The 25366-nt window shown below is 69.9% G+C and carries 20 protein-coding genes; 5 read left to right on the top strand and 15 right to left on the bottom strand.

The genetic code is table 11. The features are described from left to right. Window positions 1–3: 3 nt before the first annotated feature. Genes C2868_RS02980 through C2868_RS02970 form a run of 3 tightly spaced genes read right to left on the bottom strand, consistent with a single transcriptional unit; the run spans window position 4 to window position 3866 of the window. The gene (locus tag C2868_RS02980; RefSeq protein WP_100811542.1) at window positions 4–1533 is read right to left on the bottom strand and encodes a glutamine synthetase family protein; all 1530 of its coding nucleotides are present in this window, start codon (window positions 1531–1533) and stop codon (window positions 4–6) included. Continuing rightward, window positions 1526–2863, bottom strand: coding sequence for a Rieske 2Fe-2S domain-containing protein (locus C2868_RS02975; protein WP_100811543.1), 1338 nt, complete (start codon window positions 2861–2863; stop codon window positions 1526–1528). The genes C2868_RS02980 and C2868_RS02975 overlap by 8 nt, the downstream gene beginning before the upstream one ends. Before the next feature lie 49 nt (window positions 2864–2912). Beyond that, window positions 2913–3866 carry a PDR/VanB family oxidoreductase gene (locus tag C2868_RS02970; protein WP_100811544.1) on the bottom strand — a complete coding sequence of 318 codons (954 nt, stop codon included), beginning with the start codon at window positions 3864–3866 and terminating at the stop codon, window positions 2913–2915. Between the two features lie 153 nt (window positions 3867–4019). Between C2868_RS02970 and C2868_RS02965 the strand changes: the two genes are divergently transcribed. After that, a complete protein-coding gene (locus C2868_RS02965) occupies window positions 4020–4742 on the top strand; it encodes a GntR family transcriptional regulator (RefSeq protein ID WP_100811545.1) in 723 nt (240 codons plus the stop codon). A gap of 192 nt (window positions 4743–4934) precedes the next feature. Here the strand turns inward: C2868_RS02965 and C2868_RS02960 are convergent, their stop codons facing one another. The 8 genes from C2868_RS02960 to rsmA form a co-directional block, all read right to left on the bottom strand. Further along, complete coding sequence (locus C2868_RS02960; RefSeq protein ID WP_100811546.1) at window positions 4935–5489, bottom strand: hypothetical protein; 555 nt, start codon at window positions 5487–5489, stop codon at window positions 4935–4937. A gap of 5 nt (window positions 5490–5494) precedes the next feature. Then, entirely contained in the window at window positions 5495–7504 is a 2010-nt protein-coding gene (locus tag C2868_RS02955) for a primary-amine oxidase (RefSeq protein ID WP_100811547.1), read from the bottom strand. Then, window positions 7501–9051 carry a gamma-glutamyltransferase gene (locus C2868_RS02950; protein WP_100811548.1) on the bottom strand — a complete coding sequence of 517 codons (1551 nt, stop codon included), beginning with the start codon at window positions 9049–9051 and terminating at the stop codon, window positions 7501–7503. The genes C2868_RS02955 and C2868_RS02950 overlap by 4 nt, the downstream gene beginning before the upstream one ends. Beyond that, window positions 9048–10139, bottom strand: coding sequence for an N-methyl-L-tryptophan oxidase (gene solA, locus C2868_RS17205; RefSeq protein WP_146047996.1), 1092 nt, complete (start codon window positions 10137–10139; stop codon window positions 9048–9050). The genes C2868_RS02950 and solA overlap by 4 nt, the downstream gene beginning before the upstream one ends. Continuing rightward, complete coding sequence (locus C2868_RS17200; protein WP_146047995.1) at window positions 10136–11425, bottom strand: aminotransferase class V-fold PLP-dependent enzyme; 1290 nt, start codon at window positions 11423–11425, stop codon at window positions 10136–10138. The genes solA and C2868_RS17200 overlap by 4 nt, the downstream gene beginning before the upstream one ends. Before the next feature lie 192 nt (window positions 11426–11617). After that, window positions 11618–12541 (bottom strand): 4-(cytidine 5'-diphospho)-2-C-methyl-D-erythritol kinase, encoded by a 924-nt coding sequence (locus C2868_RS02940; RefSeq protein ID WP_100811678.1) that lies wholly within the window; start codon window positions 12539–12541, stop codon window positions 11618–11620. 17 nt (window positions 12542–12558) lie between these two features. Next, window positions 12559–13623: an aldo/keto reductase gene (locus C2868_RS02935; protein ID WP_100811550.1), complete on the bottom strand. Its 1065-nt coding sequence runs from the start codon at window positions 13621–13623 to the stop codon at window positions 12559–12561. After that, window positions 13620–14507: a 16S rRNA (adenine(1518)-N(6)/adenine(1519)-N(6))-dimethyltransferase RsmA gene (rsmA, locus tag C2868_RS02930; protein ID WP_100811551.1), complete on the bottom strand. Its 888-nt coding sequence runs from the start codon at window positions 14505–14507 to the stop codon at window positions 13620–13622. The genes C2868_RS02935 and rsmA overlap by 4 nt, the downstream gene beginning before the upstream one ends. 237 nt (window positions 14508–14744) lie before the next feature. On the opposite strand from rsmA, the gene C2868_RS02925 reads away from it, so the two are divergent. The 4 genes from C2868_RS02925 (at window position 14745) to C2868_RS02905 (ending at window position 21152) form a co-directional block, all read left to right on the top strand. Then, window positions 14745–16865, top strand: a complete 2121-nt coding sequence (locus tag C2868_RS02925; protein WP_232711262.1) for a glycosyltransferase — start codon at window positions 14745–14747, stop codon at window positions 16863–16865. Next, a complete protein-coding gene (locus C2868_RS02915; RefSeq protein WP_100811552.1) occupies window positions 16862–17593 on the top strand; it encodes an HlyD family secretion protein in 732 nt (243 codons plus the stop codon). Before C2868_RS02925 ends, C2868_RS02915 begins: the two co-directional genes overlap by 4 nt. Beyond that, window positions 17590–19614 carry a glycosyl hydrolase gene (locus C2868_RS02910; RefSeq protein WP_100811553.1) on the top strand — a complete coding sequence of 675 codons (2025 nt, stop codon included), beginning with the start codon at window positions 17590–17592 and terminating at the stop codon, window positions 19612–19614. The genes C2868_RS02915 and C2868_RS02910 overlap by 4 nt, the downstream gene beginning before the upstream one ends. A 98-nt stretch (window positions 19615–19712) precedes the next feature. Continuing rightward, window positions 19713–21152, top strand: coding sequence for a sugar porter family MFS transporter (locus tag C2868_RS02905; RefSeq protein ID WP_100811679.1), 1440 nt, complete (start codon window positions 19713–19715; stop codon window positions 21150–21152). Between the two features lies 1 nt (window position 21153). On the opposite strand, the gene C2868_RS02900 is transcribed toward C2868_RS02905, so the two are convergent. The 4 genes from C2868_RS02900 to rsmI all read right to left on the bottom strand — a co-directional run bounded on the left by C2868_RS02900 (window position 21154) and on the right by rsmI (window position 25303). Then, window positions 21154–22032 carry a TatD family hydrolase gene (locus C2868_RS02900; protein ID WP_100811554.1) on the bottom strand — a complete coding sequence of 293 codons (879 nt, stop codon included), beginning with the start codon at window positions 22030–22032 and terminating at the stop codon, window positions 21154–21156. A gap of 112 nt (window positions 22033–22144) precedes the next feature. Further along, the gene (metG, locus tag C2868_RS02895; RefSeq protein ID WP_100811555.1) at window positions 22145–23722 is read right to left on the bottom strand and encodes a methionine--tRNA ligase; all 1578 of its coding nucleotides are present in this window, start codon (window positions 23720–23722) and stop codon (window positions 22145–22147) included. Window positions 23723–23817: 95 nt separating this feature from the next. Further along, on the bottom strand, window positions 23818–24435 hold the full coding sequence (locus C2868_RS02890) for a hypothetical protein (RefSeq protein ID WP_100811556.1): 618 nt from the start codon (window positions 24433–24435) through the stop codon (window positions 23818–23820). 10 nt (window positions 24436–24445) lie between these two features. Continuing rightward, entirely contained in the window at window positions 24446–25303 is an 858-nt protein-coding gene (gene rsmI, locus C2868_RS02885; RefSeq protein ID WP_100811557.1) for a 16S rRNA (cytidine(1402)-2'-O)-methyltransferase, read from the bottom strand. Between the last annotated feature and the right edge of the window lie 63 nt (window positions 25304–25366).

The following is a 25366-nucleotide window of genomic DNA, read 5'->3' as shown; positions in this document are numbered from 1 at the left end:
GGCCTAGAAGATCCCGAAGTACTCGCGCTGTTCCCAGTCCGAGACGTGCCGAAGATACCGGTCGAACTCGGCACGTTTGATCGTCGCGTACCAGTCCACCACGGTGGGCCCGAGCGCCGAGCGGAACGCCTCGTCCACGACGAGCGCATCGACGGCGGCGGCCAGGCTCGCGGGCAGGCGCGGGGCGTCCGCCGTATAGGGGTTGGTCGTCGGCGCGGGCGGGATCAGGCCCCGCTCCATGCCGTCCATCCCGCTGATCAGCTGCGACGCGATGTAGAGGTACGGGTTCGCGGCGGGCTCGCCAGAGCGGTTCTCGAGGCGGGTCGCCGGGTCGCCGACGCCGCCGACGGCACGGATCATGGCGCCCTTGTTGTCGATCCCCCACGCGACCCGGTCGGGTGCGAGCGAGAACGGCTGGTAGCGCTTGTAGCCGTTGACGGTCGGGGTGGCGAAGGCGGATGCCGCGGGCGCGTGTTCGAGCAGACCCGCAAGGTATGCCGACCCGACCAGAGAGAGCGTCGTGCCCTCGGCATCCGGCACGAAGGCGCCGCGTCCGGTCTCGAGTTCGTACAGCGACTGGTGCAGGTGCCATCCGGTCGAGGCGCCCTCGGCACCCTGCGGGCGGGACATGAACGTCGCGTGGTAGCCCATCCGCGCGCAGATCCGGCGGACGGCGCTGCGGCACAGCACGATCGCGTCGGCGATCTGCGCGGCGTCCCCCGCTTCCATCGTCAGCTCGAACTGGCTGGGTCCGAACTCCAGCTCGATCGAGCGCAGGGGCAGATCGAGCAGCGTCAGGCCGCGGTAGAGCGCGTCGACGAGGGGCTGCATCGCATCGAGCCCCTCCTCGTGCAGCAGCTGCGAGCCGCGCGTCGTCGGCAGACCCGCGGCGGCGGCACCCGGGCGCCCCGGGGCGCCGATGTCCTCGGCCGCGAGCGGGGTCTGGTCGTCGCGGTAGACGTGGAACTCCAACTCGGCACCGACCGTCATGCCGTAGCCGCGCGCCGCGAGCGCGGTCAGCTCCGTGCGCAGGATGGAACGGCTGCAGAACGGCACGGGCGAGCCATCCGGAAAACGCAGGTCGCACAGCACCATGGCGGTGCCATCGGCCCAGGGCAGCACGCGGAACGTGAGGGGGTCGGGCACGAGCACGATGTCGCCCGCGCCGCTGAAGCCCTCGACGCCGACCCCGGTGTCTTCCGAGAAGACCGAGAAGACCGACTGGCCCGAGGTGTCCTTGAGCAGGAGGGAGCTCGGCGCCGTGACGCCCGAGCGCAGGGCCGTGGGGACGGCCGCGCGGGTCAGGGTCTTGCCGCGCAGGATCCCGTGCTGGTCGACGAACGAGAAACGCACCATCTCGATGCCGATCTCGTCCATGACGCGGCGCATCTGGCCCGCCGCGGCGTACTGCGCCTCGGTCCAGAGGTCGTGGCGGTGGATGAACCCGTCGCGGTCCTTCGCGAGCATGGGGCGCGCCGAGATCCCGCCGCCGCCCTCGGCGACCGCGCGCTCGTCGACGTTGCGCTCATGCATCGATGCTCACCTCGGCGCTGGCCTGCGGCGCGGCCCAGGGCGAGGCGTCGCGACGCTGCTGCTCGCGCTCGATCCACCGGGTCTGCCATGCGTCATTGGCGGCGATCGTGTCCATCGCGAGCGGGCCGGTGAGCTTTGCGGCATCCTCTTCGCTGATCGGATGCGAGGGCGTCTCGCCGCCCGACGCGAACGAGTCGATCGCGCGCAGCAGCAGACGCCGGTTCGCCGTGACGGCGCGGTCCGAGACGCCGAGGCGCTCGACCGTGCGGTCCTGGATCGGGCCCATGCTCTCGACGGCCCACTGGTCGTGGACGTTGATGTCCAGGCCCATACCCGTGTACGTGAGGTCCTTCTGCTCCTGCGGGTCGAAGCCCCAGTTGTTGTCGCGGTTGCGCAGCGGCCGGTAGTCGGGCAGGCTCACGCCCTCGAGGCGCTGCTGGAGCAGCGTGTCCTTGTCGGTGACCTCGGCGAAGTCATACCAGATCATGTACCAGTAGTGGTGCTCGTCGTCGATCGGCACGTGCCACTGCGTGAACACCTTCGAGTTGCCGAAGGGCACGACGAACGCGTTCGGGAACATCAGGTTGGTGACGCGGACGTGCTTGATGTCCTCGGTCAGCTGGCGGATGGCGAAGACGCGCAGGCCGTGGTCGGCGCTCTCGACCTCGATGTCGGGCCGGAAGCTCTCGCCGACGAGCATCGAGAGCTTCTTGCCGGTGCCCTCGACCTCTTCGCTGAACTGCTGGCCGTAGACCTCGCGCGGGTCCTCCTGAATGAAACGGTGCAGGAACGAGACGTGACTCGGGTCGATGCCGCCCTCGAGCCCCTGCAGCCAGTTGCAGTCCCACAGTCCCTTGAACGCGAAGGTGTACTCCTCGGGCGCCACGAAGCAGTCGTAGTGCGGGAACGGGGGCGGGTCGCCCGCGCCCATGTACGTGAAGATGATGCCGTTGCGCTCGATGCAGGGGTAATTCGCGATGCGGATCTTGCCGAGGAACTGGCTGTGCTCGGGCTCGGCGGGCTGCTCGACGCAGCGTCCCTCGCCGTCGTAGAGCCAGCCGTGGTACAGGCAGCGGATGCCGTCCTCTTCGAGTCGCCCGTAGGAGAGGTCCACGCCGCGGTGGGCGCAGTAGCGACTGATCAGGCCCCATCCCTCGCGCTTCTTGAACAGCACGAGGTCTTCGCTCATGATGCGGACCTGCTTGACGGGACGATCCCCCGGCATCTCGGAGACGAGACCCGCGGGCTGCCAGTACGAACGCAGGAGGTTGCCCAGGGGCGTCCCCGGACCCGAGCGCGTGATCTTGTCGTTGTCTTCCTGCTTCAGCATGACCCGCGACTCCTTCGGTATCCGATGTTCACCATATTGTATCCAAGTTCTATGCGTCGAGCACGAGCAATGGGCAGGCGGCACGCGAAACGCAGACCATCATGCAGTCGTTGCGCTCCTTCTCCTGGGCGGTCAGGACGAAGTCCCGGTGCTCGACCTCACCCGAGATCACGTGCGTCTCGCAGCTGCCGCAGATGCCCTCTTCGCAGTCCGAGAGCACCTCCACGCCGACGGATCGCAACGCTTCGAGCACGCTCGTGTCGGGGTCGACCTCGACATCGACCCCGGTCGTCTCCAGACGGATGACGAAGGGCCCACCGGGTTCGTATTCGACGACCGGAGCAGAGAAGTACTCGTAGCGGAGCCGTCCGTTGCCGCTCGCATCGTCGGGGATCACCTCGCGCAGGGCGCTCAGCATCCGTTCCGGTCCGCACGCGTAGACGAGCGCGTCGGGGCGCGCGACGATCTCTTCGACCAGGTCCGCACGGCCCACCTCGTCGCGGGGCGCGAGGCGGATGTCTCCGCCCAGCGCCGTCAGCTCGTCGACGAACGGCATGCGCGAGCACGCGGATCCGAGGTAGACCAGCCGCCAGCGCGCGCCGGCCGCTGCCGCGGCACTCACCATCGGCAGCATCGGCGTGATACCGATGCCTCCGGCGATGAACAGGTATTCGTCCGCGGGTTCGAGCGCGAAGTGGTTGCGGGGGCCGCGGATGGCCACCTCGTCACCCGGGCGCAGGGTCTCGTGCACGTAGCGCGACCCACCCCGGCTGTCGCTCTCGCGGAGCACGGCGATCCGGTAGTGGGGCGCCGCGGGGTCGCCGCTCAGCGAATACTGGCGGACCGGGGCGCCGGGCACGACGAGGTCGATGTGCGCGCCGGGCTCCCAGGGAGGAAGGACTCCCGAGAGCGCGTCGAGTTCGACCGACATCACGCCGTCCGCCTCGACGCGGAGAGCGCGCACGCGCACCGCGATGTCGGGGGCATCGTCGTGGGTGACCATGCGAGAAGCCTAGCAGCGCGTGGATCCGATTCACGTACTTCTGGATCCAATACTTCGGAAAGCGGACGCAAAGGTGCGCCGATCGTTCCCCGCCCCGGACCTGTCTGCTACCGTTCGAACGCGCAGAACAGGCGCGGAAACCAGGGGGAAGGCATGGCGTCGGACGAGGACACGCTCATTTCGGGAGCCACGGGTCATGCCCTGGTGGACGAGATCGCGGCCAAGATTCGCGCGCGGATCATGTCGGGAGACATCCCGATCGGCGCGCAGCTACGCCAGGCCGAGCTCGCCAGCGACTATGGCGTCAGCCGCACTCCGGTGCGCGAGGCCCTTCGCCAACTGCAGAGCGGCGGCCTGATCGAGGTCGTCCCCAACCGGGGCGCCATTGTGCGCGTGCCCGTGCCCTGGGAGGTGCGCGAGGCGTACGAGGTGCGTGCCGAACTCGAAGCTCTCGCCGCATCTCGCGCGGTGAGCCGCATCTCGCGTGGTGATCTCGACACCCTGAGGCTCGCGAACCAGCAGATGTTCGATCGTCCGCTGACCGAGTCGGAGCCGGGCACCGAGGCCGCACTCGAAAGCCGTCAAGAGAACGACACCTTCCACACCACGATCGCCCGCGTCGCCGCGAACAACCGGCTCGCGCGATCGATCGAGGAGATCAACGACACCTTCCCGCGCAACGTCTCGGCTCAGCTGCTGGTGCACGATGCGCGCCACCGCGAAGAGAACTTCCTCGAGCACCAGCGCATCATCGAGGCGCTCGAGAGCGGCGATGCCGACCGCGCGCGGACCGAGATGAGGGCGCACGTCCTCGCAGCGGGCGAGCACCTCGCGCGCTGGTACGAGCAGCGCTCCTCCACCGTCTTCGTCGGCTGAGTCGCCCCGAGCCCGTATTTCGCTTCGTCGCTGCGCGACGAAGCATCGCCCGACACAGGCGACCACGTGCCGCTCCTGCGCAAAACGCCCCATATGCGCCAAAACACCCCACGACGGTGGGTGTTTCGCCGCGAATCTGGGGCTTCGGCGAAGAGGGCCGGCGGGGTGCGAGGGGCACGCGGATGCTCGACGTCAGAGCAGGACGGCGGCGGCCATCCCGAGCGTCGACGCGCCCATCGCGGCGAACTGGATGCGTTCGCGCACCGGTCCATGCCGGAGCGCGACGACCGAGTACACGGCGTACGCGAGCACGCCCGCGCCGATCGCAACGGTGAGGACCGATGCCGAGGCCCCCAGGAGCGGAGCCCCGTGATGACTCGCCACACCCGCGCTCGCGCCCTGTGTCGGCGCGACCATGACCATCACGAGCGCCGCCATGACGACGCACCCGAGGGCCCCGTGGATCGACCCGTGCGCGAACGCAGGCGTGCCCGGCTCGGCACGCGCGGGTCCCGATCGGCGCCCCGTCGTGGCCGCGAGCGTGAGCCCGCCGAGGAGCAGCAGGCCCGCCCACAGCACCGGCGCAACGAGGGGCGCCGAGCGCGATACGTCGATCATCGCCGCGAGCATCAGCACGGCGACGGCGATCTCGACCGTCCGCCCGCGGCGGCGTCCCCGACCCGATGCCACGCAGCACGCCGCAACTCCCGCGGGTGCGAGCGCCGCGAGGTGCAGGAACTCGCTCACGGGCTTCAGTGGTGATCGTGCGCGGAGTGATCGTGGCCCGAGTGATCGTGGCCCGCGCCGGGTGCGCAGTGACCGGGCGACGAGGGCGGCAGGTCGAGCGAGGGGTTGCGCGTGAAGAATCCGTCCGGCTCGAGGCGCAGCCCGATGCGGTGCACGGGCATGATCGGCCACTCCTCGGGCTTGGGGTAGTGATGTATGCCGACGATCGGCCACAGCACGAGCTCTGCGCCATCCAGCGGCCGGTCGGCCTGCTGCCACGCGGTGATGCCCTCGGCCTCGAGCGGGGCCTGGTTGGGGTACTCCCCCGCGATGAAGCGCTCGTTCGCGTCGTACGCCGTAGCCCACAGGTGCTTGGCGACGAAGGGCGCCTTGCGGGCGACGACGCTGCCGGGCTTGGCGAACAGCCGCGTCGTGTGCGGGAGGTAGAGGCGGTACGCCGTCGACTCCCCGAACCGGTTCGTCTTCTCGGTGTTCTCGACGCGCCAGTGCAGCGCGCGCGAGGCATCCGCCATCCGACCCGCGTCCTTCTCGGAGGCGATCGTCTCGGCGACCATCTTGACGGCGTTGCCGTAGGGGTTGAGCTCGTCGTCGTCTTCGACCTCGGCGTGCACCTCGACCAGGCGGTTCCTCGACCCGTCGACCGCCGTGTCGAGGCGCACGGCGAAGTAGTGCTGGTGCGTCGGGGCCTGCACGTTCGGGCTCACCATGCGGCCGAACGACGGCATCTTGCCGTCGTCGATCCCCGAGACCGAGAGGATGCCGGTGAGCTTGATCTCGAGCTCGATGTTGCCGTCCTGGTACAGCGACCAGTAGAACCCGTAGTCGTAGTTCGCCACCGTCGCGAAGAACGAGATGACCAGGCGCCGCGAACGGCGCACATCGGCCTCATCGGTGCGGGTGTTGACGTGCTTCCAGAGAATCGAGGCATCCTCTTCGTGCAGGCACACGCCGTTCTTGATCGTCTTGGTCGCGCCGAGCCCGTCGAGCACGTGGGCGTCGAAGTAGCGGATCTCGCCGAGGCAGTCGCAACCGAGCTCGAGCGACGCCGTCAGCGGCCCCGCGCCGTACTCGCCCCAGTCGAAGAAGTTCTTGCGGTACGCGGTCGGGTCCGAGTCGAGGTACGGCACGTACATCTCGTTGACGGATGCACGGCGCATGACGGGACGGACGGTGTCGCCGTCCTTGTAGGCGATGTCGTGCAGCACGAGACCTTCGCGGTGCGTGAAGCCGATACGGAACGACCAGTTCTGCCAGGTGACCTCGTGCCCGTCGACCGCGAAACCGGGTCCCTCGGGTTGCGTGATCTCGAGCGGCGCGACCGTGCGGTCGGGGCCCCACGTGCCGGAGCGGTAGTTGCCGCCCTCGCTCGCCATGGGAATGACACCGTGGTCCTCGATGCGGATGACGTCGAGGGTCTCGAGGTCGAGGATCGGCACGAGGCCCGCGACGGGCCGGGCATATCCGTTGTCGTCGACCGATTCGCGGTACCAGACCGTGCCCCACGACAGGCGGCGGTCGGCCAGATCCTCGGGCTCGAAGCCGGTGATCGACTCGGGGTCGACCCACACGAGCGAGGTGTCGGTGATGCCGCGCTTGGCCAGCGCCTCGACGACGAGGGGGTGGTTCTTGGCGGCCTGCGCGATCAGGCGCGCCTCGTCGGAGGAGACGCCGGGGCGCTTGGCATCGACGGGCGCCCACGCGGCGACGGATGCCTCGCGGTCGGTGCCCGTGGTCCAGCCCGTGACCTCCCACGCGGCGTGCGCGTGGGGGTTCATCACGACGAGCCGCACCGGCCGTCCCTGGCCCGGCGCGAGGCTCCGCGCGAGGCTCTCCTCGACGGCCATGCCCCAGAAGCGCGGGTGCTCGCCGATGCGCTCGTCCCGCTTGACGAGCGCGACGACACCCTCGATCTCGGCCGTGGTGAGCGGGTCGCTCCAGCGACGTGTCCCGATGTCGAGGTGCGGGGTGCTGAGCTGCTCGGTGCGGGGATGCTCGGTGCTGAGATGGGCGGTCATGACGGGTCCTCTCGGTCGTGCGGGCTCGGGAAGGTGGCGACGATGCCCGCGCCGTCGGCGCGTGGATCGCTGGCCGCCTCGAGGCGGGTGGCGCCCGCTGCGGTGGTGCGACGGATGACTTGAACGTGCCCCGCGGAGTCGTCGGGTCCCGGGAATCGCGCGATCGGCAGCTCGATGGCTTCGGCCCGCTCGACGACCAGAGGGTCGACGCCCGGTTCGATGACGAGCGAGAGCCGCGGCTGACCGAGATCGACATCGCCGACCAACCAGCGCGGCACCGCGAGCGTATCGTCGAGCGCGGAGCCGGGGTCGCGGAGGGCCGGCAGCAGCTGCGACAGGATCCACGGCTGGGCGCGACCGCCCTGGCACCCGGCGATCACGGTGGTCGAGTCATCCTCGACGATCACGGGGCAGAGCGTGTGGGGCGGGCGCGAGGCGGGCGTGAGCCGCGCGGGCGAGGCGGGATCGAGCGAGAAGGCCGCGCCGCGATTGTGCAGCACGATGCCGGTCTCGGGTTCGAGGATGCCGCAGCCGAAGGTGTGGAAGACGCTCTGGATGAGCGTCACGCCCCATCCCTCGTCGTCCGACGCGGTGACGGCGACGGTGTCGCCCTGCGCGGGCGGTTCGTCCAGGACGCGAGGATCGAGACCGCCGAGCGCGAGCATCGCCGAGACGTTCACCGGCGCCGTGCGGGGGTCCCCGAGGTACTCGGCACGCGCGTCGACCCCGCGGAGCGCGGCGTCCAGCAGCGACGGCCCCTCGATGCGGCCATCCTCGTGGAACGTCTTCACGAGACCCAGCAGCACGGCCCCGACGGATGGAGGCGGCGCGGCATGCCAGCGGGCGCCCGCGGTCTCGACCTCGAGGCTCGGCGCCACCTCGGCGACGTGCTCGGCGAAGTCGGCGACGTCGTGCGTCCCACCCGCCGCGCGCAGCGCCGCGACGAGCAAACGGGCGGTGTCGCCGGTGTAGATGTCCTGCGGGTCGGCGGCGAGGCGGCGCAGCGTCGCCGCGAGGGCCGGCTGAACGAGGGTGTCGGCCGCGCGCAGCGGGCGCCCGCCCGGCGCGAACACGGCCGAGAGTCCCGGGTCGGCACGCACCGCGTCGATCCGGGAGTCGATCGCGCGTTCGAGCCCGGGGCTGACCTCGGTTCCGTTCGCGGCGACGGCCGCCGCCTCGGCAAGGGCCTCGCCGAGCGGCAGGCGCGCGCCGAGACGTTCGAGCGCGAGCCATCCCGCCACGATCCCCGGCACGGTGACGGGATGCGCGCCCTGGCGCGGCATCGTCGACCATTCGCCCGCGGCCGACAGGATGTCGCGCGGTGCCGCGCCCGCCGACACGATCGAGAGGGTCTCGCCCGTCGGCGTCCGGACGAGCGCGATCAGGTCGCCGCCGAGGGCGCACTGGTGGGGGTAGACGACCGTGAGCATCGTGGCCGCGGCAAGCGCGGCGTCGATGGCATTGCCGCCGGCCGCGCTCGCCCGCTGCCCGGCCGCCACGGCCTCGCGGTGCGGTGCGGCGAGAGCGACGACCCGCTCGGTGCTCACAACCCTCTCCTCTCGGTCGAGACGAACGAGAGGTCGTCGCGCGTGACGCCGTCACTCAGGTCGGCGAGGGCGTCGCCGACCGCGGGGCCGAACTTGAACCCGTGACCGGAACAGGCCGATGCGATGATCACGCCGGGCTGATCGGCGAGCTCACCGATCACGAAGCGGCGATCCTCGGTCATCGTGTAGAGGCAGGAAGCTGCCTCGACGGGCGTCGTGTCGATGCCGGGAACGTATTCCGACAGCAGCGCCTGGAGCGATTCGATCTCTGCCGCCGTGGGCGGGTCGGGCGCTTCTTCCGGATCCCAGACGAGCCCGGCGTCGACGCCGATCTTGGTGCCGTTGCCATCCACATCGGGAATCCCGAAGACCAGGCCCTCGGGGCGATCGACCGAGAATGCGCCCAGGCTCGGTGGGCCCCCGAGCGACTGTCCGGACGGAACCGTGAGGGTCAGGATGCGCCAGACCTCGAGCAGCGGGGCGAGCTGCGGGATGAGGGCCCCCATGAACGGGCCACCCGCGATCACCAGGCGACCGGCATCGACCACGCCGCTCGAGGTACGCACGCGCACGCCATCACCGTGCGGCTCCCAGCCGAGCAGGGACTCGCCGAATCGCAGCTCGGCGCCACGTTTGGTGGCCACCTCGCGCAGCGAGATCAGGGCACGCTCGGCCTCGATGATCCCGGCGTGCGGGTCGAAGACGGCGTGATACCCCTCGGGGACGGCAAAGGCCGGCATCCGCTTCTGCATCCGTTGACGGTCATCGATCAGTTCGCAGTCGGGACCCTGCAGCTGCGAGTCGCCCGCGTGTGCATACATGCCGCCGGTCCGGTAGACGAGCTTGCGCCCCGTCTCGCGCTCGAGCGCGGCCCAGGCCTCGTAGGCGTTGTCGACCAGGCCGTTCCAGACGGGGTTCGGATAGGCGCGGCGGATCATGCGGGTGCGTCCGTGCGACGATCCGCGCGCGTGCCCGTCGTCGAACCGGTCGATGCCGACGACGCGACGCCCGCGGCGAGCGAGGCTCGCCACCGCCGCGCTGCCGTGGATTCCGAGACCGGCGACGACGACGTCGATGCGTTCGCTCATGACGTCACCTCCCACCGGGGTCGAGAAGCGGGACTGACCCCCTCGACGGCCGCCAGCAGCGCGTCCAGATCCGCTTCGTCGTTGTAGACGTGGATCGATGCGCGCACGACAGAGGGTATCGCGCGCGCCCCGAGATCCCACTGCCCGTGGGTGTCCGGAACGGCGACCACGCGGACGTCGACGCTGGCGAGCGCTTCGACGACCCGGCCCGCCGCGACTCCCTCGACGACGAAGGTCACGATCGCCGAGGTCGAACCCACGGGGTCCACGACAGAGACGCCCGGGATGAGAGACAGCGAGCGGCGCAACAGCAGGGCGCGCTCGAGCAGCCACGACTCGGTGCTTTCGGGCCCGCGCTCGAGTGCCTCGCGCAGCGCGACGCCGAGCCCGAGCCGCGTGGCGACCGAGCTCTCCCAGGTTTCGAATCTGCGAGCCGAGGGGCTCAGCTCCCAGTCGGTCGGGCCCGTCCACTTCGCGCCGCGAACATCCGGCGCCGTCGGCGTGAGCCGCTCCAGCAGGGACGAACGGATGTAGCCGAAGCCCGTGCCGCGCGGCCCTCGCAAGAACTTGCGTCCCGTCGTGACGAGCGCGTCGCATCCGATCCGGTCGACGTCCACGGCGAGGTGGCCGATGGATTGCGTCGCGTCGACGATGTAGGTGGCACCGTGCCGACGCGCGACCTCTCCGATCCGCTCGACCGGCTCGGTGAGACCCGACGAGGTCGGGATGTGCGAGACCGTGACGACCGAGGGGCGACCATCGGCGAGCAGAGCGTCGAGCGCCGCGACATCCATCCGTCCGTGCTCATCGACGGGAGCGACGACGAGGTCGACGTTCTGCTCCCGGGCCATCGTCATGAGTTGCAGTGCGTGGCTGACGTAGGTCGTGCTGGACGCGACGATCCGATCGCTCCGCGTCGGGCGCAGGGCGTCCATCAGCACGCGCAGGCCGGTGGATGCGCTGTCGAAGATCGCGATCTCGGGTGCGGATGCCCCGATCAGCGCGGCGGCCGCGTCGTACACGGCATCGCTCTGATCCCGCATCGCCGCGGCGGCCTCGTACCCGCCCAGGCGTTCTTCGCGCCGCAGGTGATCGATGACCGTCGAGACCACATCGGCGGAGGGCAGAGCCGCACCCGCGGCGTTGAAGTGGTGCGACAGGCCCGCGCCGACGGTGCGCGCGCGTTCGGCGGCCACATCGATAACGGTGTGTGCGTCGAGCGCGGCGTCCGCGACCGGGGCACTCGCGTCAACGGGACGTACGTGCGCCGCCTCGATCGGTTCCATCCGCCATCGCCCTTCACAGTGAGGATCCAAAACTACCACGAGTGGATCCAACTTGAGGACAGATGTACTTCGCTCGCACCACCACCTTCCCCGTCGAGATCGCCCGCCGGCCTCGAGCCCGCCGGTTGTCCGCAGCAAGCATCCGGCGGACTCGGCGACGAGCGGCGATCTCGGCGGGGCGGCGCGAAGGGATCAGGGGACGACGCGGGCGCCGGGCACCGGACCGTGCGCGCCGAAGGCGACGAGCCCCGATGCCGACAGGGCGACGCGTACGTCGAGCGCGGCCTCGGCGTCGGCGCACAGGAACGCGGTCGTCGGGCCCGACCCCGAGACGATGCCCGCGAGGGCTCCCGCGCGCTCCCCCTGCTCAATCCGGGCGGCAAGGTCCGGACGCAGGTTCTGTGCCGCGATCTGCAGGTCGTTGCGCAGCGACGCCGCCAGACGGAGGGGATCCCCCGCGCGCAATGCGTGCAGGACATCGGCATCGACCACCGGGGGGCGGGCCGCGGGCGCGATGTCGGTGCGACCGCGCTCGCGATGCGCATCGAGCTCGGCATAGACCTGCGGGGTCGACAGGCCCCCGTCATCCGTCACGAAGACCCACTCGAATCGGCCGCGGGCCAACGCCGCGCTCAGCTCATCGCCGCGACCCGTGCCGACCGCCGTCCCGCCCTGCAACGCGAAGGGGACGTCTGCTCCGAGTCGGGCCGCGAGGCTCTGCAACTGGATGGTCGTCAGGCGCGTGTCCCACAGCGCGTCGCACGCGACGAGGGCCGCCGCGGCATCCGCGGAACCGCCGCCCATGCCCCCCGCGACCGGCACGCCCTTGCGGATCTCGAGGTGCACACCACCGCCGTAACCCGCTTTGCGGGCCAGCAACCGCGCCGCGCGCAGAGCCAGATTGCGATCGTCGAGCGGCACCCCCGAGGTGTCGACCGGACCGTGGACCGAGACCGAGAAGTCATCGGATGGCGTGGCCCACACGTCCTCGAACAGCGAGACGGCCTGAAAGGCGGTCGCCAGCTCGTGGTAACCATCGTCCATGACCCGACCGACCTCGAGGAAGAGGTTCACCTTGCCCGGCGCACGCACGTGCACGCGCTGAGCTTCGGGCATCATCGGGCCAGCGGTGCTCACAGCGCGGACGACTCCGCCCACAGGTTGACGTCGAGCGAATCCGACAAGGCGTCGATCTGCTCCAGTTCCTCGGTGTCGAACGCCGGGCCCGCCAGAGCGGCGATGTTCTCGTCGAGCTGCTCCGTGCGGGATGCCCCGATCAGTGCCGACGTCACGACGCCGTCGCGCAACACCCACTGCAGCGCGAGCTGCGCCAGCGTCTGACCGCGTTCCTTCGCGATGACGTCGAGGCCCCGGAGCTTCGCGACCGCGTCGTCCGAGAGCCGCCCGCTCGGCAGCGACCCGCGCTTCTGCGCGCGATCGGCCGATCCGTCGCCCAGGTACTTCGACGTCAGCAGGCCCTGCGCGAGAGGCGTGAACGCGATGGCGCCCATGCCCTCCTGGCGCAAAACACCCGTCAGCCCGTCCTCGACCCAGCGATTGAGGATCGAGTACGACGGCTGGTGGATGACGAGCGGCGTGCCGAGCGAGCGTGCCACCGCGGCGGCCTCGGCCGTGCGCGCGGCACTGTAGGACGAGATTCCGACGTACAGCGCCTTACCCTGCCGGACGAGTGTGTCGAGCGCGCCGATCGTCTCTTCGATCGGGGTCACGGCGTCCGCCCGGTGCGAGTAGAAGATGTCGACGTAGTCGAGCCCCATGCGCGTGAGCGACTCCTCCGCGGACGCGATCAGGTACTTGCGCGAACCGTGGTTGCCGTACGGTCCCGGCCACATGTCGTAGCCGGCCTTCGACGAGATGATCAGTTCGTTGCGATAGGGCGCGAAGTCCTCGCGCATCATCCGCCCGAAGTTGGTCTCGGCCGAGCCGTACGGGGGGCCGTAGTTGTTGGCCAGGTCGAAGTGCGTGATCCCCCGGTCGAACGCGCCGCGCAGCAGCGCGCGCTGGTCGTCGAAGGGAATGTTGTCGCCGAAGTTCCACCACAGGCCGAGCGAGATCGGGGGCAGGTAGAGCCCGGATGTGCCGACCTGGCGGTATCCGGTGCCGCTGTAGCGTTCCGCGGCGGCCGCGTACGGGCGGTGCAGTTCAGTCGTGGGGGCAAACCGGTTGCTGTCGCTCATCCACCCAGGCTAACGATCCCCGGTGCACCAGGCGATGCCTCGCGCAAAGCGGCGGCGATGCGTTCGAACTCGTCGATGCCGAGCTCTTCGCCGCGCGCGGTCGGCGCGACACCCGCCGCGATGAGGATGGCCGAGGCATCCGCCGCACTGCCGCCGAGCACGGCGGCGAGCGCCTGGCGCAACATCTTGCGGCGCTGTTGGAACGCGGCATCGACGATCGCGAACACCGCGCGGCGATCGTCGTCGCTCCCCCGCGGCTGGTCGTCGCGTTCGAACGCGACGAGCACCGAGTCGACGTTCGGGACGGGCCAGAACACCTGGCGCGAGACCATCCCGGCGAGACGCCACGTGCCGTACCACGCCGCCTTGACGCTCGGGGCGCCGTAGACCTTCGACCCCGGGGGCGCCGCGAGACGCTCGCCCACCTCGGCCTGCACCATGACGACCCCGCGCCCGAGGCCGGGGAAATGCTCGAGCAGGTGCAGCAGAACGGGCACCGAGACGTTGTACGGCAGGTTCGCGACCAGCACGCGCGGATCGCCCGGCAGTTCGGTGACCCGCAGCGCATCGGCGTCGACCACCGTGAACGCGCCGTCCGCAACGCCGTGCGCGCGCGCCGTTTCGGGCAGGCGAGCGGCGAGGCGATGATCGATCTCGACGGCGGTGACGGATGCTCCGGTCTCGAGGATCGCGAGGGTGAGGGATCCGAGACCCGGCCCCACCTCCAGGACCCGATCGCCCTCGGCCACGCGAGCGATCTGCACGATGCGTCGGACCGTGTTGGCGTCGACGACGAAGTTCTGGCCGAGCTTCTTCGTGGGGGTCACGTCCAGTTCCGCGGCCAATCGGCGGATCTCGGAGGCGCCGAGCAGTGTCACCGACATGGGATCCAGCCTAGGCCGTGCGTTCCCCGCGACACCGTGCCCATCGCCCGTCCGCGATGCGGGTCCGCCCCGCGCGAATCGTCACATGATGTTCACAAACCGGGGACTGTCGTGGGCGGCGCTCCCCGCTAACCTCGAAGCTCAGCGGCCGGGGAAGCTGCTCATCTGGGGCCGGAAGCCCGAGCGGCCCGTGAGGCTGCGATCGCAAACGGGGATAGCGGGACCACTGGGGGATGAATGGCAATCGTCTTGGATACGACGACGCTCACGCAGCAGCGCGCGTCACACGAATCGGACGATCAGATCGCGGGCGAAGCGCGCACGGCGGCTCCGCCCTCGCCCGAGTCGCCCCTGGCCCGCGTGTCATCCATCGCGGATGCCCGCGCCCGCGGCGATGGACTCGCCCTGCGCCGCTCCCCACCCGCCCCCGCCCTCGATCCCGCTGCCCCCGAGCGCTCCGTTCCGGCGGCGCTGCACCCCGGCGTCCATCCGGCGCCCGCACGGCCCGTCGTCGACGCCCCCGAGTTGACGGCCGAGCCGCCCCTACGAGCCGACCGGCGCTCGCCTCGAACCAACGCCTACGACCAGCACGCGGCGGCACGCGGGGGTCCCACTCCCGTCATGACGCTGATGGTCGTCGTGGCGACGATCGGCATCCTCGCCTACTCGTTCTTCCTGCTCAGCCCCGAGCACCGAGGCGACACAATTCCGTACGTGATGGTCATCGTGGCGGAGTCGATCCTCGTCTTCCATGCCCTGCTGTCGATGTGGACGATCCTCTCGGGCGCGCGCGACCCGCGGACGTTCGCCTATCACGACGCGGCGGCGCGCCTGCGGGGACCGGATGGCAGGCTCTCGCTGAGCGGTCGACCCGTCGACATCGACGTGCTCATCACGGTCTACGGCGAAGATCTCGGCATCATCCGCCGCACCGTCACGGCGGCGATCGCGATCGAGGGACGCCACCACACGTGGATCCTCGACGACGGCCGCTCCGACGACGTGCGCGCGTTGGCGGCGGAGCTCGGTGCGCGCTACGTCCGCCGCCTGACCTCGCACGGCGCCAAGGCCGGCAACGTCAACCACGCCCTCACGCTGGCGAAGGGTGATTTCTTCGTCGTGCTCGATGCGGACTTCGTCCCGTCGCCCCGATTCCTGCTGGAGACCGTGCCGTTCTTCGTCGAAGAAGGCGTCGCGTTCGTGCAGACGCCGCAGGTGTACGGCAACCTGAACACGGTCATCTCGCGGGGCGCGGCGTACATGCAGAGCGTGTTCTACCGCTTCGTCCAGCCCGGCCGCAATCGCTTCAACGCCGCGCTCTGCGTGGGCACGAACGTCATCTTCCGGCGGCGCGCGATCGACGAGATCGGGGGGCTCTACACCGACTCGAAGTCCGAGGACGTCTGGACCACCCTGACCCTGCACGAGGCCGGGTGGCGGTCCGTGTTCATCCCCGATGTCCTGGCGATCGGCGACGCGCCCGAGACCGTCGAGGCCTACAGCAAGCAGCAGCTGCGCTGGGCGACGGGCGGATTCGAGATCCTGCTCAGGTACAACCCGCTCAGTCCGGCCCGGCGATTGACGATGGACCAGCGCATCCAGTACCTCGTCACCGCGAGCTTCTATCTGACGGGCATCTCGCCACTGCTCCTGCTGTTGGTGCCGCCGTTCGAGATCTACTTCGACCTGCGTCCGGTCACGATGGAACTCAGTGTCGGCACCTGGTTCCTGTACTACGCCGGCTTCTATGTGATGCAGATCCTTCTCGCATGGTTCGCGGTCGGATCTTTCAAGTGGGAGACACTGACCCTGGCGACGGTGTCGTTCCCGATCTACACCAAAGCCCTCGTCAACGTCATCTCGGGCAAGGATGTCGGCTGGCATGTGACGGGTTCGTCGTCCAGACGGTCGCCGTTCAACTTCGTCCTGCCGCAGATGATGTTCTTCGTCTTCCTGGCGCTCACGACCGTCGTGGCGGTCTGGCGCGATACCCAGAACGAGACCTTCACCCTGGCCACGGCCTGGAACGCGACGAACACCGTGATCCTCGGTGCCTTCCTGATCGCGGTCTCACGCGAATCGCGATGGATCAGACGGCAGCTTCCGCGCGACCTCTCGAGCCTCACGCCGACGATGCCGAGCACGAACCGCACCGTGGTCTCCCGTCCGGGCTTCGTGGCGATTCCGGCCACCGCCCCGTCCGCGACAGCATCCTCGGCGACGGCCCGAGCAACCCCCCTCCCCTCGACGACCGTCCCCTCGATCACTCCCCCACCTGCGCCCATTCCGGCGACCCGGGCCGAAGCTCGGCGCGCACGGGCACAGGCGCAGCTCGCCGGCGGGGGTTCTGTCGGATGACGTGGGGTAACAGGGTCCGTCTCGCGGTCGGTCTGGTGCTGACCCTCGCAATCGTCGCCGCGTGCACGCTCGTCTTCAATCAGCGGCAGCACCAGGTGCAGAGCGCGAGCGCGATGCTCGTCTCGCAGCGCTACCCGGTGGGCACCGACTTCGGCGGGATCGTCGTCGAACAGCTCGTGGACGAGGGCGATGAGGTCGTGGCCGGTCAGCCGCTCTTCGCCGTCCGCAGCCTGCAGTTGCAGCGCGAGACGGCAACGGCCTCGCTCGACGAGAGCGATGGGATCGCGACCGTCGACGCCGACGGCACCGCCACCGTCGTCTCGACGGTCGATGGCACGGTGTCCTCGATCGATGTCCCGCAGGGCGGATTCGCTCAGGCCGGTGGTGTCCTCGCGACGGTGGACCGCGCGGGCAGCCTGTTCGTCGAGGCCGAGTTCGTCCTCACGGCGCGCGACTACGGCCGCATCGAGGTCGGCAGTTCCGTCTCGCTCCGTCTGCCCAACCAGTCCACGCTGCCCGGTACGGTCACGGCGATCCAGGTCACGACGGTCGACGGCCAGGCACTGTCGACGCTGCGGATCGAGAGCGACGAGCTCGCCGGCGCCCTGACGACCGGGCCTTTCCAGCCCGGGACACCCGTCGTGGCGACCCTGGAGCTGCGTGACGATGGCCCCTTCGCCGGTGTCGCGGACGCCGTGAGCGACCTGCTGCGAAAAGTCGGGCTGTGACCTCCGGCGCGCGCCGCAGCGTCGTCGCTGCGGCCGGCGTCGCTGTGCTCGGGTGCATCCTCGCCGCCTGCTCGCTGTCTCCCGCGCCCGCGGAGCACACCCCGCGGGGGCCGGATGCCGCCGCGATCGTGGAATGGGCGCCCCTTCCCGAACGACAGGTCGCCGCGGGCGTGACGATGCGTCTCGCCGACGGCGACGTGCCGCCGACGAACCGCTGGTACTCCGGGCTGGTCTTCGGCGACGCACCCCAGGCCGTCTATCCCTACCCGCTCGCCTTCCGCGCCACGGGTTCGTCGTTCTCGGTCGAGCTTCCGAAGGTCACGGTCACCCCGACGACCATCGCGGCGTCCGCCGGCGTCGGTCTCATGATCGAGACGGACGCGACATCGTTCGCCGCGACCCGTCACGACCCCGTCTCGATCACGCTGGAGTACCGGGACGACACGGGTCCGGTCGGCCACCTGACGATCGCCGAGGGATGGCCCGTCGTCGGGTTCGTGGCGGAGCGCGACACCGCGCTGTCGGCACCCGCGTCGCTCGTCGCCGAGGGCGACGGCACCTGGAGCGTCGCAGCTCAGGGCCAGACCTACGGCGTCGTCGCCCCCGATGCCGACGTGAGCGGATCCACGCTGCGGCTGCGCGCGGGCGCGAGCGCTCAGTGGTTCGCGGTTCCCGAGGACTCGACGATCGAGGCATGGGCGGATGCGCTGGGTCAACCGGTCACGGGAGTCCAGACATCCTTCGCCCTCGACGACACCTCCGCAACGACCCGCCTCGCGTACACCGGGAGCGGATCGACCATCCTGGTTGCCGCGCCCGGGCAGCGCGACGATGCGTCGTGCGCTCTCGGCACCTTCGCGACCGCGTACGGCACGGCAATACCCTGCCCCGGCGCCGAACTCACGTCATCCGTACCGCGGCTCACGCCGACGGCGAGCTTCGACCTCGGGGACATCGACACGCCAGCCGGCGCAGATGCCATCACGCGTGAGCGGATCACCGACGCACTGCGCGAGGACCTGGCCGCGACGCCCACGCTGCCCTCCGACACCTACGGCGGCGGCAAGGCGATGGCCCGGATCGGCTCGCTCGGTCTGCTCGCTCAGAGTCTCGGCGAAACGGAACTCGCGGACCAGGCGGCGGGCCGACTGTGGTCCGAGCTGGCCGAGTGGATGGACCCGGCGGGTTGCGAGAAGCGCGAAGCGCGCTGCTTCGTCTACGACCCCGTCCTGCGCACCGTCGTCGGGCTGACCCCGTCGTTCGGCTCGGAAGAGGCCAACGACCACCATTTCCACTATGGCTACTTCCTCTCGGCGGCGACGGCCCTCGCGGCGCTCGACCCCGACCGCATCGACGGCATGCGCCCCGTGATCTCGGCACTGGCCGCCGACATCGCCGCGGGCGACGGTGAGTCCCTGCCCCGTCTGCGCCATTTCGACCCCTATCGGGGGCACTCCTGGGCATCCGGTCTCGCGCCCTTCGCCGACGGCAACAACCAGGAATCGACCTCGGAAGCGGTCATGGCCTGGAACGCGCTGGCGCTCTGGGCTGACCTGGTCGGCGACGGGGCCCTGAGCGAGCAGGCGACCTGGATGCTGTCGGCCGAGGCGTACGCCGCTCGCACGCTCTGGCTCGAACCGGATCTGGCGGACATCCCGAACCGCGATGCCTTCTCGCACGGCATGCTGTCTCTCATGTGGGGTGGCAAGCGTGACTACGCGACCTGGTTCAGCGCCGAGCCGTCCGCGATTCTCGGCATCCAGCTGATCCCCGTGTCGCCGATCGGCTACGCCTACCTGGCCGAGAACCCCGAGAGCGTGCGGCGCAACGTCGCCGAGGCGGGTGGCGCGGATGCCTTCACGAGGGCGCTCGGCGACTACGTCCTGGCATATGCGGCGCTGGGCGGAGCGGATGCGGCATCCGGGGCGGCAGAGGCGCTGGACTCGCTCCCCGATTCGGCGATCGACGCGGGGAACGCCCGCTCCCTCCTCCTCGCGTGGCTGGCTGCGCTGCCCGGGTGATGTTCGAATCGCCCGGTCCGTGATGCGTGCCACCTCCCGCACGCGGGGGTAGTGTTTCGGTCGTGAGCACCGGAGCCATCCCCACGCAAGCGTTCTCGATGAAGAGCCCTTTCGGGCGACGGGCGGTGGGGCTCTCCATAGCGGCGGCCGTCGGCGGGTTCCTCTTCGGCTTCGATTCGTCGGTCATCAACGGCGCTGTCGCGTCGATCGAGAACCAGTTCGGCCTCAATGCCGTCGTCACGGGATTCGTCGTCGCCATCGCGCTGCTCGGTTGCGCCCTGGGCGCCGTGCTCGCGGGCGTCCTGAGCGACCGGTGGGGTCGCCTGCGGGTCATGATGATCGGCGCCGTGCTGTTCTTTGCGAGCGCTATCGGTTCCGGACTCGCGGTCAGCGCGATCGACCTCACGGTCTGGCGCTTCATCGGCGGACTCGGCATCGGAATCGCCTCCGTGGTTGCGCCGGCCTACATCGCCGAGGTCGCGCCGCGCCAGATCCGCGGCACGCTCGGCTCGCTCCAGCAGCTCGCGATCACCCTCGGAATCTTCGGCGCCCTCCTCTCCAACGCCGTTCTCGCGGGAGTCGCGGGTGGCGCGTCGTCGCAGCTGTGGTTCGGACTCGAGGCGTGGCGCTGGATGCTGCTCGTCGAGGCCGTTCCCGCGCTCGTCTATGGCGTACTGGCGTTCACGATGCCCGAATCCCCCCGCTTCCTCATCGCGAAGGGGCGTTACGACGAGGCCCGCGCGGTATACGCACGACTCGTGCCCGAGGCCGACCTCGAGCAGACCATGCGCGAGCTCGACCAGAAGATCCAGCAGGACAAGAAGTCACGGGGCGTTTCGCTCCGGGGCAAGGCGCTCGGGCTTCAGCCGATCGTCTGGACCGGCATCATCCTGTCGGTCTTCCAGCAGTTCGTCGGCATCAACGTGATCTTCTACTACTCGACGACGCTGTGGCTGGCCGTGGGCTTCACCGAACAGAACTCGCTCCTCATCGGCGTGATCACCTCCGTCACCAACGTGGCGGTCACGATCGTCGCGATCGTGCTGGTCGACCGCGTCGGGCGCAAACCGATCCTGCTGACCGGTTCCGTCATGATGGCCGTCTCCCTCGGGGCCATGGCTCTGTCTTTCGCCTTCGCCGAGACGGTCGATGGAGAGGTGTCGCTCCCCGGCGCGTGGGGTCCGATCGCGCTGGTCGCGGCGAACCTGTTCGTGATCGGTTTCGGTGCGTCGTGGGGCCCGCTGGTCTGGGTTCTGCTCGGCGAGATCTTCCCCAGCCGCATCCGCGGCAAGGCGCTCGGCGTCGCCGCCGGGGCGCAGTGGATCGCCAACTTCCTGATCACCGTCAGCTTCCCGGCGATGTCCGGATGGTCGCTTCCGCTCACCTATCTGATGTACGCCGTGTTCGCGGCCCTGTCGTTCTTCTACGTGCTCCTGCGCATCCCCGAGACCAAGGGCATGGAGCTCGAGCAGACCGAGACGCTGTTCACCGTCGCGGCCGACGACCGCGCCGCCGCGAAGGCCGCCCGCGCGCGGTAGGTCAGAACTCGCCGTACGCCGCGACGGTGTTGGCGGCGAGCTGCGCGCACAACTCGTCGACGTCGACGTCGAGTTCGGCGGCCATGAAGCGGACCGTCACCGGGATCAGATACGGAGCGTTGGGGCGCCCCCGATGCGGCACCGGCGTCAGGAACGGGGCATCGGTCTCGACCAGGATCCGCTCGCGCGGGGTGACCGCGAGGGCATCGCGCAGGTTCTGGGCATTCTTGAACGTGACGTTTCCCGCGAACGAGAGGTAGTAGCCCCGCTCCGCCGCGGTTCGCGCCATGACGTCATCACCCGAGAAGCAGTGGAAGACCGTGCGCTCGGGAGCACCAACGCGCTCGAGCGTCTCGAGGACGGCGGCGTGCGCGTCGCGGTCGTGGATCTGCATCGCGATGCCGTGCTTCTTGGCGAGCGCGATGTGCGCCTCGAAGCTCTCGAACTGCGCGGGCAACCCTTCCTCCTCAGTACGGAAGAAGTCCAGGCCCGTCTCGCCGATCGCGCGCACGCGGGGCTGCGCCGCGAGCTCGTCGATCACGGCGATGGCCTCGTCGAGGCGGCCGGCCGCGGCGTAGGCCGGCGCCTCGTTGGGGTGGATCGCGACGGCGGCGAGCACACGGGGGTGCGACGCCGCGGCCCACGCGGACCAGCGACTGGACTCGATGTCGCCGCCCGCCTGCACGACCCCGATCACGCCGACCTCCGCGGCCCGCTCGAGCTGCTCGTCGAGGCTCAGCGGGTCGGGGCCGTCCATGATCTCGAGATGAGCGTGGTTGTCGTAGACCGCGACGCGCAGCGGCTCGGGAGCATCCGGATACCGGATGTCTCGCCGCCCCTCCTGCGTGCGCTCGCGCACGTACTGGCTCGGGTCGGTCACGTCGCGCCGTCCATGTCGCCTCGCCCCGTCGGGCACCACGAACGGTCGCGACTCGCCGCGTCACCCCGAGGGCGGACGGCGTGTCGCGACCGTTCGCGATGGCGCGGGTCGCTCACACGCTCTGCTCGACGCGCGGGAACAGGGGCGCCAGACCGTTGACACTCGTGCCGGGTTGCAGGACCCCCCAAGCTCCGGCCTCGCGGATCGGCTGATCGCGCAGCCGCCCGATGCTCTCAGCAGCGCCGAGAGCGATCCAGAGCTTCTCGGTGGACTCGGGCGTCACGGGCGAGAGCAGCACGGCGAGCGCACGCAGACCCTCGGCGGCGGTGTACAGCACCGTGCCGAGCCGCTCGCGCTGGGCATCGTCCTTCGCCAGGGCCCACGGCGCGTTCTCGGTGATGTACAGGTTGAGCGCGTCGACGATCGTCCAGATCGCGGTGATCGCCTCGTCGATGCGGAATCGGTCGATCGCCGCGTCCGCGGTGGCCGCGGCATCCGCGACGATCTTCTGCACGGCCAGGTCGGCGTCGGAGTACTCCCCCGGCGGCGGAACGATCCCCTCGTAATACTTCTCGATCATCGCGATCGAGCGTGAGGCGAGGTTGCCGAAACCGTTCGCGAGTTCGGCCTGGTAGCGGGCGGACAGGTCCTCCCACGAGAAAGAGCCGTCCTGGCCGAAGGCGATCGCCGAGAGGAAGTAGAACCGGTACGCATCCGAACCGAAGACATCCGTGATCTCGGATGGCGCGATGCCCGTCAACTTGGACTTCGACATCTTCTCTCCGCCGACCAGCAGCCAGCCGTGCGCGAACACCCCGCGCGGCACGTCGAGCCCGGCCGCCATCAACATGGCAGGCCAGATCACGGCGTGGAAGCGCAGGATGTCTTTTCCGACCACGTGATACGCCGGCCAGCGGCGCTCGAACGTCTCGGGATCCGCGCCGTAGCCGACGGCGGTGGCGTAGTTGAGGAGAGCATCGACCCACACGTAGATGACGTGCGAAGAGTCCCAGGGCACCTCGATGCCCCAGTCGAAGGTCGAGCGCGAGATCGAGAGGTCCTTCAGGCCGCTGCGCACGAACGAGACGACCTCGTTGCGCGCGGACTCGGGGCGCACGAAGTCGGGCTCGTCGCGGTAGAGCTCGAGCAGCCGGTCGGAGAACTCGCTGAGCTTGAAGAAGTAGTTCTTCTCCTGCAGCAGCTCGAGCGGCTTCGAGTGGATGGCGCAGACCTTCAGGCCCTCGAACGGACCGGTGCCGTCGACGATCTCGGACTCGGGCTTGAACTCCTCACACCCGACGCAGTACAGCGCCTCGTACTCGCCTGCGTAGATGTAGCCGCGGTCGTAGATCGCCTGCAGGAAGGTCTGCACGCGGGTCTCGTGGCGCTCCTGCGTGGTGCGGATGAAGTCGTCGTTGTCGATGTCGAGGGTCTCGAGCAGCGGGAACCACGACTCGGCGACGAGCTTGTCGACCCACTCCTGCGGGGTGGCGTTGTTCGCCGACGCCGCGCGGATCATCTTCTGGCCGTGCTCGTCGGTGCCCGTGAGCATCCAGGTGTCATCGCCCGCCTGGCGGTGCCAGCGCGCGAGCGCATCGACCGCCACCGTCGTGTACCCGTGCCCGATGTGGGGCACGTCGCTGGGGTAGTAGATGGGGGTGGTGATGTAGAACGAACGGCCGGAAGTCACCCGTCGATTCTAGGCGGGACGGATGCGTCGGCTCCGCGGTGTGACGAACGCCCGGGCCGGCGGCTCGTCGGCCCTGCTCGGGCCCGGCGGTGGGATCAGCCCGTGACAGCGGTCAGTGCCCGTTCGGCGATCGCGACGGCGGTGGCGGGCGCGACCGCCGCGACCACCGCGATCCAGACATCCTCGACGAAGACGTACACGACCTGGTGCACGGCGATCTCGTCGGTGTACGACGAAGTGAACGCCCGCTCGCCGCCGACCGTCGTCTCGGTGTAGAGCGTCGAGGTGAGCAGTCCGTCGATGAGCGCCGCCTGCGCCTCAGCGGTCGTGCGTGAGATGAACAGCGGAAGCGACCCCTCCCACACGTTCACGACCCACCACATGCAGTCGAGGCGCTCGTCCGCCCGCTGCGCCGTCTCGCGCGCGACCGGGCCGGGCAGCGCCTCGAGCGACGGGAGGTCCGGAGCAAGGTACTGCTCCTGTCCCGTCAGCTCGCTGAGCTCGGCATCGCTCAGCACCTCGCCGCAGTCGCCGGGCACAACGACGGCCGATCCCGTGCCGACGGATGCCTCGGGCGCGGGCGCATCGGAGGGCCCACCGGAGGGCACGGTCGAGCCCGCATCACCCGGTTCGGTGCCGCCCGGTTCGGGCATGCACCCGGTCAGCAGCAGCCCGACCATCAGCACGAGTGCGACTCCACCGCGACGACTCATGCCCGCCAGGTTACTTCTGCTTCGCGTCAGAGTTGGTGTCGGACTTCGCGTCGGACTTGGCCGCCAGGGCCGCCTGATACAGCTCGCGCGACGCGTGTCCGGTGGCGGCGGCGACTTCTGTGCAGGCATCCTTCAGTCGTCCGCCCGCGGCAACGAGCTCGAGCACCTGCGCGACGGCCTCGGCGAGCGGCGGCCGGGCGTTCGACGCACCGCCCACCACGATGACGCACTCGCCGCGCACGCCGTCCTCGGCCCAGGTCGCGAGCTCGGCGAGGCCGCCGCGCTTGACCTCTTCGTACATCTTCGTCAGCTCGCGGCACACGGCCGCCGGGCGATCGGCACCGAGGACAGCGGCCATGTCGGCCAGGGTCGCGGCGATCCGGGACGGGGCCTCGAAGAAGACCATCGTGCGGGGCTCGCGCGCCAGCGCCGTGAATGCCGAGCGGCGCTCGCCCTGCTTGCGCCCGGGGAAACCCTCGAACGTGAAGCGATCGGTCGGCAGCCCCGCCACGGCGAGCGCCGTGAGGACCGCACTCGGGCCGGGCAGCGCGGTGACCGTCACGCCTCGGGCGGCCGCCTCGGCGACGAGCCCGAAGCCCGGATCGCTCACCGTCGGCATCCCCGCGTCGCTCAACACGAGAACGTCCTGCTCGGCCGCGAGGTCGACGATCTCGGCGGCGCGCTGCTTCTCGTTGTGATCGTGCAGGGCGATCAGCCGCGGTCGGTTGGTGATGCCGAGGCCCGCCAGCAGGCGCTGCGTCGTGCGGGTGTCCTCGGCGGCGATGATCGTGGCGGCTTCGAGCGCCTCGACCAGTCGGCGCGAGGCATCCCCGAGGTTTCCGATCGGGGTCGCGGCGAGGATCAGCACGCCGCCAGTCTCGCACCCTTGGTCAGCACGCCCGTGCATCCGGGAGGAACGACGAGCCCGAAA

The organism is Microbacterium sp. CJ77, from assembly GCF_002911615.1.
GTDB lineage: Bacteria > Actinomycetota > Actinomycetes > Actinomycetales > Microbacteriaceae > Microbacterium.
This window is presented reverse-complemented; position numbering and strand designations above follow the sequence as displayed.